Source organism: Shewanella sp. 1180_01 (genome assembly GCF_052850535.1).
Genome location: NZ_VXCT01000238.1, coordinates 1 through 205, shown reverse-complemented (window position 1 = coordinate 205; position 205 = coordinate 1). Strand labels below are relative to the sequence as shown.

Here is a 205-nt window from a genome sequence, read left to right as displayed (position 1 = left end):
CCTAATTTAAATAATCTTAATTGATTAGTATAGAATTGCTGATATGGCTCAGTCGGTAGAGCGCATCCTTGGTAAGGATGAGGTCCCCAGTTCGATTCTGGGTATCAGCACCATTACAATCTAGTGTCATTTCCTAGAATACAAAATTTGCTTGGTGACAATAGCCTTGTGGAACCACCTGATCCCATCCCGAACTCAGAAGTGA

Annotated in this window: 1 tRNA gene and 1 rRNA gene; both read left to right on the top strand. The window is 41.5% G+C overall.

The window, feature by feature from the left end:
* Positions 1-37 precede the first annotated feature (37 nt).
* A tRNA-Thr gene (locus tag FW758_RS25025) sits at positions 38-113 on the top strand.
* Between the two features lie 37 nt (positions 114-150).
* A 5S ribosomal RNA gene (gene rrf / locus FW758_RS25020) occupies positions 151-205 on the top strand; the annotation flags it as partial.